This is a genomic window from Nostoc sp. UCD121 (assembly GCF_014222285.1).
GTDB lineage: Bacteria > Cyanobacteriota > Cyanobacteriia > Cyanobacteriales > Nostocaceae > Nostoc.
Map to the genome: position 1 here is coordinate 37627 of NZ_JACKZS010000037.1, position 7802 is coordinate 45428.

Annotated in this window: 5 protein-coding genes; 2 read left to right on the forward strand and 3 right to left on the reverse strand. The window is 43.4% G+C overall.

Annotated features, from left to right (window positions below; all coding sequences use genetic code 11):
• Positions 1-51 precede the first annotated feature (51 nt).
• Entirely contained in the window at positions 52-435 is a 384-nt protein-coding gene (locus GNF10_RS10835) for a toll/interleukin-1 receptor domain-containing protein (protein WP_185584796.1), read from the forward strand.
• Complete coding sequence (locus GNF10_RS10840) at positions 432-4262, forward strand: HEAT repeat domain-containing protein (RefSeq protein ID WP_185584797.1); 3831 nt, start codon at positions 432-434, stop codon at positions 4260-4262. The genes GNF10_RS10835 and GNF10_RS10840 overlap by 4 nt, the downstream gene beginning before the upstream one ends.
• 44 nt (positions 4263-4306) lie before the next feature.
• Here GNF10_RS10840 and GNF10_RS10845 read toward each other — a convergent pair whose 3' ends face one another.
• The 3 genes from GNF10_RS10845 to acnB all read right to left on the reverse strand — a co-directional run bounded on the left by GNF10_RS10845 (position 4307) and on the right by acnB (position 7532).
• The gene (locus GNF10_RS10845; RefSeq protein ID WP_185584798.1) at positions 4307-4546 is read right to left on the reverse strand and encodes a type II toxin-antitoxin system HicA family toxin; all 240 of its coding nucleotides are present in this window, start codon (positions 4544-4546) and stop codon (positions 4307-4309) included.
• Positions 4539-4805 (reverse strand): type II toxin-antitoxin system HicB family antitoxin, encoded by a 267-nt coding sequence (locus tag GNF10_RS10850; protein WP_185607153.1) that lies wholly within the window; start codon positions 4803-4805, stop codon positions 4539-4541. The genes GNF10_RS10845 and GNF10_RS10850 overlap by 8 nt, the downstream gene beginning before the upstream one ends.
• Before the next feature lie 63 nt (positions 4806-4868).
• Positions 4869-7532 carry a bifunctional aconitate hydratase 2/2-methylisocitrate dehydratase gene (gene acnB / locus GNF10_RS10855; RefSeq protein ID WP_185580665.1) on the reverse strand — a complete coding sequence of 888 codons (2664 nt, stop codon included), beginning with the start codon at positions 7530-7532 and terminating at the stop codon, positions 4869-4871.
• Positions 7533-7802 lie beyond the last annotated feature (270 nt).

The window sequence follows — 7802 nt, forward strand, 5'->3', positions numbered from 1 at the left end:
AACCAAGTATACTTAAAATTAAGTATAAATTAAAGATTAACTTACTATATTATGGCTAACGTTTTTATAAGCTATCGACAAATTGATACTGAGCCAGCTGAAAAACTAGCTTCAGAAGTAGCTAGTGCTGGGCATCAAGTGTGGTTTGCTGAATGGAAAATCGATGTTGGTGATTCCATTGTTGAGCGCGTCAATGAAGGGCTGGAAGGACTAAGTTATTTAGTATTGTGTTACTCTTCATCTGACCTGTCCCCGTGGGTAAATCGTGAATGGATGTCGATTTTAGCACGGCAACTGAGTGGACACGGAGTTAAAGTTTTACCAGTTTTGCTGACCGGAGGCAAACCACCTGCCATATTAGCTGATATCAAGTATGCTGACTTAATTGAAGACTGGTCTAAAGGTGTATCTGATTTGCTAAGGGCTGTCAAATGAAAAAAATACTTCAGCAGGTTCTTATAGCCCATGCAAAGGGAGAAGAGGAGTTTGCCGAAAAATTAGGGAAACCGATTCGAGAAGCTGGCTATGAAGTAGCTCATCGGGGAACGGTAATGGTAGGAGAATCTTTCGTTGAAGAAGCTTCTAAGGCTTTGAGTAGTGGTAGTCCGGTGGTACTTTGTGGAACTATCAAAGCATTGGGAACAAAATGGGCACGTCAGATTGTTAACGCTGCAAGAAATAACTATCGAGTACGAATCTTTTGCGTACAAATGGATGAAGAAGCTGACGTAGAGACAGTGGCATTTGATGAATGCATTGCTCAATATTGGCAAGATCCTACAAAAGCACAACATGATTTAATTACTGCTCTGAAGAAATATTATCCTTTGCAAGTACCTTCCGATTATGTAAAGGGGGGAAATGACGCAGAACAGCGTTATCGGGAACTGGTTTTGGAGTCCTGCGACATTATAGACTTAGCTAACTTACCAGAGTTTGATCGCCATATTGCCACCCAGAAACTGTTACTGCGTCAGCTTTACGTAGCACTCCGCGTCCAAGTAGAAATTGTCTCCAATGCTGAAGTTGAGGAAGTGGAATTAGCGGCAATTGAAAAGCGCCGCATTGCTATGCAGCGTAGGAGAGCAGGCTGGAGTAGTGAAGAAAAAGACGAAAGGGAAGATAGAGGTAAGCGGGTTCCTGTTGGAGAACGACTGGCTAAGGCTAAACGATTAGTTGTGCTGGGAGATCCAGGGGCAGGAAAGACTACTATGATTCGTTGGATTACCACAGCCTACTTGCTGCGGCTCGAAAAAGATCCAGACTGGAAAGATTTGCCTGATGTATCTACACTTCCTGATGAGGATTGGCTACCAATTATTATCCGTTGTCGAGATTTGAAAAATGTCAGCCCTATTCGTTCATTAGACGATATTCTGCATTACATCTTGCGTAAGGACGAGATGAGCGAGCCTGAATGCACTGCTCTGCGTGGCATTTTAATACAAAAACTTAAACAAGGTACAGCACTGTTACTTATAGACGGCTTGGATGAGATCACAGATTCTCTTTTACGAGCTGAATTCTGCCAACAGATTGAAAAAATTTGTGACGCATATAAACAAGCCCCCATAATCGTTACCTCCCGCATTGTTGGCTATCGGGAAATGAAATACCGCATAGGGCGGCAGTTTGAGCATGTTACAGTAGCTGAACTGATAAAAAAAGATAAAGATGATTTTGCTCATCGCTGGTGTGATATTACCGAATTACCAGAGCGAAAAAAGAAGGCAGAAACAGAATTGATTCAAGACATTCACAGTGCTGAACGCATTGAACGTCTTACTGGTAATCCAATGCTGCTTACTACAATGGCGTTGGTTAAGCGTAAAGTTGGTAAACTGCCGACTCGCCGACATAAGTTGTATGCACAAGCAGTAGATGTACTACTTAACTGGCGCTCTGAAGTAGACAAACCTATAGATGATGATGAAGCACTACCGCAATTAGAGTATATTGCCTATGCCATGTGTCATAGAGGAGTACAGCAACTTCGGAAAGATGAAGTGATAGAGTTATTTGAAAAGTTCCGAGAAGAATATCCCAATCTTCATGAGGTAAAAAAGCACACACCTAAAGAATTTCTGAGTTTATTGGAACATCGCACAGGCATTTTAGTAGAAGCGGGTGTTATTCCACATAATGGCAGAGACATTCCTGTATTTGAATTTCGTCACCTCACATTTCAAGAATACTTGGCAGGATTGGCACTTGTGCAAGGTCATTTCCCTAACCGCGATCGCTCTCTCAACCTTGCTGATTATGTAGCCCCACTTGCTGCCCAAATTAATGAAGTGCAATCTGATCATCCTGTTGTTTTTCGCAGTCAGCAAGAAGTAGTGGTAACTGAAAACTGGCGAGAGGCACTACGTCTTTGTGTAGCCTCCTGCAATGATGATGATGTGGACGATGTTTTGCAAGCTATCCTCAAACCAATTGAAACAGAAGATGCTCAGATTACGGCTCGTCCCCGTGCAGTACTGGCGGCTCTGTGTTTAGCTGATGAGCCTAATGCCAGTGAACAAATGGCAATGGAAATATTGCAAGAGTTTGTTAGGAATGTTGGTGAGCGTGATGGCAATACACCGTTTTCGGGAACTAGTGTAGATACTGCTGCTATAGAATTGGCTGAATCTCAGTGGGCAGAAATACTATGTTCGATCCTTCTTCAAGAATTTCAACGAAGAGAAGCAAAAGTTCGTGGTGGTTGTGGTGGTCTTTTGGGAATGATTACTACAGCATCAATGTCAAACGAACTGGAAACTTTTCATAAATGTTATTTGGAACAAGCATCTCGTCTTAAGTTAAGCCAAGAGGAGTCAATAAAGGCAGCTCTCATCATTGAGAAAATACTTTGGAAGCGAATTATACTTTTCCCAGTTGATCAAATATTTTTTGATAATATGCCTGAAATAATAGATACTTTGCTAGAAATGCTTACGGGCAGCCCCCCCACTTCCCATGCCGCAGCCGGAGTACTCCGATTGTTCAATGTTAATTTTCATCCTAGAATAAAGCGTTGGCAACCATCAATAAAAGAGAAGGAGCAGTTAATCTCTTTTATCAGTAATCTAACATCTGACACACAAGCGTTGGCTCTAATATGCAGAATTCTAGGTAACGAACGTGAAAAGCAGGCAGTTGAACCCCTGATTGCCAAGCTCAATGATGCCGATAGCAATGTGCGGCAAGCAGTAGCATCGGCATTGGAAGAGATTAAGGATGCACAAGCACTTAAACCTCTAATTGCCAAGCTCAATGATTCCGATAGTGATGTACGGCAAGCAGTAGCATCGGCATTGGGAGGAATTAAAAATGGACGAGCAGTTGAACCTTTGATTGCCAAGCTCAATGATGCCGATAGTGATGTGCAGCAAGCAGTAGCATCGGCATTGGGAAGAATTAAAAATGGACGAGCAGTTGAACCTTTAATTGCCAAGCTCAATGATTCCGATAGTGGTGTACGGCAGGCAGTAGCATCGGCACTAGGAGAGATTAAGGATGCACGAGCAGTTGAACCCCTAATTGCCAAGCTCAATGATGCCAATAGCGATGTGCGGCAAACAGTAGCAAGGGCTTTGGGAGCAATTAAAAATGGACGAGCAATTGAACCGTTGATTGCCAAACTCAATGATTCCAATAACTTTGTGCGGCAAGCAGTCGCAGGGGCATTGGGAAGAATTAAAAATACACGAGCAGTTCAACCCCTGATTGCCAAGCTCAATGATGCCGATAGCGATGTGCAGCGAGCAGTAGCATCGGCATTGGGAGAGATTAAAGATGCACGAGCAGTTGAACCGTTGATTGCCAAGCTAAATCATGTCGATAGCGATGTGCAGCAGGCAGTAGCAGGGGCACTAGGAAAGATTAATGATCCACGAGTGCTTGAACCCTTGATTGCCAAGCTCAATAATGCTGATAGCGAGGTGCAGCAAGCAGTAGAGGCAGCACTAGTACAACTTGGAGATACTCAGACTATACAAAAGTTACTAAACAGGTTGTCATCTGAGAATCAAAATACGAGGGTAATAACACTCAGAGCATTATCTTGGATTTGTCAAGATAAAATAGATCGCGAGCTGCTTTCTAGGGATGTTGATGCTTTTAACCCCTTTCTAGATCCCCAAGAAGAAATTAATGAAGAACGAGTTAATTATGCTGCTGCTCAATTAGATATATCAATCGAAGAAGTGCGTATGCGTTACCAAAAACTTGCCCAGCAATTTGGTCTAAGATTAAACTTTACTACAGATGCTTCATGAGATTACTAAATGTCATAGCGTAACTTAAAATTACTTAAATTTATTTAACTTAAAAGACTTTCTACTTCCTCATCAGTAAAACCAAATTGCCTAAAAATACGCAAAACATAACCAGGAGACATTTCTCTTACACCCATATCTATAGGAACTACTCTCCTTTTACCATCAACTTCACGAGTATATAAACAATGGTCGCCTTTTCCTTCTCTATGAAATGTGCAACCTGCTTGTTCTAAAAGCTTAATTAACTGTTTTGGTTTCAGGGAAGGTATATTTTTAGGCATAAACCTTCCTTAATTCATATATCTCTGAATCTTGTTCTTTTTCTTCAACCAATAAAAATTCATGTAATTCATCTATTGAAACGGGAGATTTATAAATATTACTTTCAGACTCATAAACAATTTCAAAAGATTCAATAGCCTCTTTTAGCTTGCTAATAGCATCTTCTTGAATACTGCCCTGTCCTACAATTCCATTTTCTAAACACAAAGCAACCCAATAACCAGCGCTTTGCTTGAGTACTACTGTGTAAAATTCCATTGATATTCACCTATTGAAATTGTGGAGTGAGGTGGGCAATACCCACCCTACTTTAATTATCTACTAACGCAAACTACTAGCTGGCATACCCAAAATATCCTCAAGCCTTGGCATATCTTCCAACGCAATCACGCGCCCTTCATCCTCAAAACCGACAATTTGATCAAAGTTCAAATACCGATATAAATCATCTGCAAAAGGATGAATTCTACTCGCCACAATATCCAAATATTCCTGCACTGTCGGAAGCCGTCCCAGCAGCGCACAAACTGCGGCTAATTCTGCTGAACCAAGATACACTCTCGCATCTTTACCCATGCGATTATTGAAGTTACGGGTAGAGGTAGAAAATACTGTTGTGCCATCAGCAACTCGCGCCTGATTACCCATGCACAAGCTGCATCCCGGCATTTCTGTTCTAGCACCCGCAGCCCCAAAAATGCTGTATACACCTTCTTCTTTTAATTGGTGTTCATCCATGCGGGTTGGTGGTGCTATCCACAGGCGAGTTTTTACTTCACCTGCACCTTCTAAAACTTTCGCGGTTGCCCGATAATGACCAATATTCGTCATACAAGAACCGACGAATACTTCTTGCACTGGATCATTAGCGACTTCCGATAATAACTTAACATTATCGGGGTCATTGGGAGCAGCAACAATTGGTTCTTTGATTTCGTTCAAATCAATTTCAATTATTTCGGCATACTCCGCATCGGCATCGCCTTCTAATAACACGGGATTTGCTAACCATTCTTCCATCTTTGCTACACGGCGCAGCATGGTACGCGGATCGTGATAGCCTCGTGCTATCATATTTTTCAGCAGCGCTACGTTAGAACGCAGATATTCTGAAATTGTCTCTACACTCAGCTTAATTGTACATCCGGCACAAGAACGTTCGGCACTAGCATCGGTGAGTTCAAAGGCTTGTTCAACTTTTAAATCTGGCAAACCTTCGATTTCCAGAATTCGCCCGGAGAAAACATTTTTCTTGTTCTGCTTCTCTGCTGTCAGCAAACCTTTTTGAATTGCCACGTAGGGAATGGCATTCACGACATCCCGCAGGGTGATACCTGGTTGCAATTCACCTTTGAATCTTACCAAAACTGACTCTGGCATATCTAAAGGCATGACACCCAAGGCGGCTGCAAAGGCTACCAACCCAGAACCGGCGGGGAAGGAAATACCCAAGGGGAAGCGGGTGTGAGAGTCGCCGCCAGTTCCCACGGTGTCGGGTAGCAGCATCCGGTTTAACCAAGAGTGGATGATACCATCACCGGGACGGAGGGCGACACCGCCACGAGATGCAAAGAAATCAGGTAGTTCGTGATGGGTTTGGATGTCTACTGGTTTGGGATAAGCTGCTGTGTGGCAAAAACTTTGGATCACTAAGTCTGCACTGAAACCAAGACAAGCGAGTTCTGTCAATTCGTCGCGGGTCATGGGGCCTGTGGTATCTTGAGAACCAACGGTAGTGATGATGGGTTCGCAAGATGTGCCGGGACGCACACCAGGTAATCCACAAGCTTTACCTACCATTTTCTGTGCCAAGGTGTAGCCTTTACCTGTATCAAAGGCTTGCTGGGGACGGGTGAAAACGGTGCTGGGTTCTAAACCAAGTGCAAGACGGGTTTTGTCGGTGAGGGTACGCCCGATAAGTAGGGGGATGCGTCCACCTGCGCGGACTTCATCGAGGATGGTATCAGGTTTAAGGTCAAAGGTGGAAATAACTTCGCCTGTTTCGTTGGTGATTTCGCCTTTGTAGGGATGGATGGTAATTACCATGCCAGTTTCGAGTTTGGTGACATCGCACTGAATAGGCAAAGCACCGGCATCTTCTGCTGTGTTAAAAAAGATTGGCGCGATCGCACCACCTAAAACATAACCCCCAGCGCGTTTGTTTGGCACAAAAGGTATATCATTGCCTGTATGCCACAATACTGAGTTGATGGCAGACTTACGCGAGGAACCTGTACCAACTACATCCCCCACGTAAGCTACAGGATGCCCTTTTTTCTTCAGTTCGGTAATGGTTGCCAAGCTTCCCGGTTGCCGTGACTCTAACATCACTAAGGCGTGTAAGGGAATATCTGGGCGAGTTGTGGCGCTTTGGGCGGGTGATAAATCGTCGGTATTGGTTTCGCCAGGGACTTTAAAAACGGTGACAGTAATCGCTTCTGGGACTGTGGGGCGCATGGTAAACCATTCAGCTTCCGCCCAAGAGTCAACTACCCGTTTGGCGAAAGGATTGGTTTTAGACAACTCTAAAACATCGTGGTAAGCGTCATACACCAAGAGGATTTTGCTTAAGGCGTTGGCGGCGTAGGCGGAAATGGGTTCCTTTCCTTGTCCACCCATTACCAGAGGAGTTTCAGATGAGTCTGAGACGGATACCGTGGGCAATTGCAGCAAATCGATTAAAGATTGCACGTTGTAACCACCGATCATTGTACCCAGCAATTGCACTGCTTCTATGGGCGCAATCAACGGACTGGTGATTTCTTCCTTAGCAATAGCGGTGAGAAATCCGGCTTTGACATAAGCTGCTGGATCAACACCAGGAGAAACGCGATCGCGCAATAAATGTAATAATATCTCCTCTTGACCCTTGGGCGGATTTTTCAGTAATTCACATAATTCTGAGGTTTGCTTGGCATCCAATGGTAAAGGGGGAATACCGAGTGCTGCTCTTTCGGCAACGTGTTTACGATATTGTTCTAGCATTTTTATATTCTCCATTGGGATGTTCTATCTTTAATTATGAAATTTTTAGGCAATACTTGGCTATAAAAGTTTAGCTTACTTTTATGATGAAAGCCTTACTGGTAATCGGTTATTAGCAAGTTTTTTTATACTGAAAGAAAAGTATTGGGCGAATGGAATTCGCTACTACACAAACAAAGTCCACCTCCGTGGACTAAGAGGATGTTTGGAAAGTCATGATTGATGTATCAAATATTGTTTTACCCCACCCTAACCCTCCCCTTATAAAGG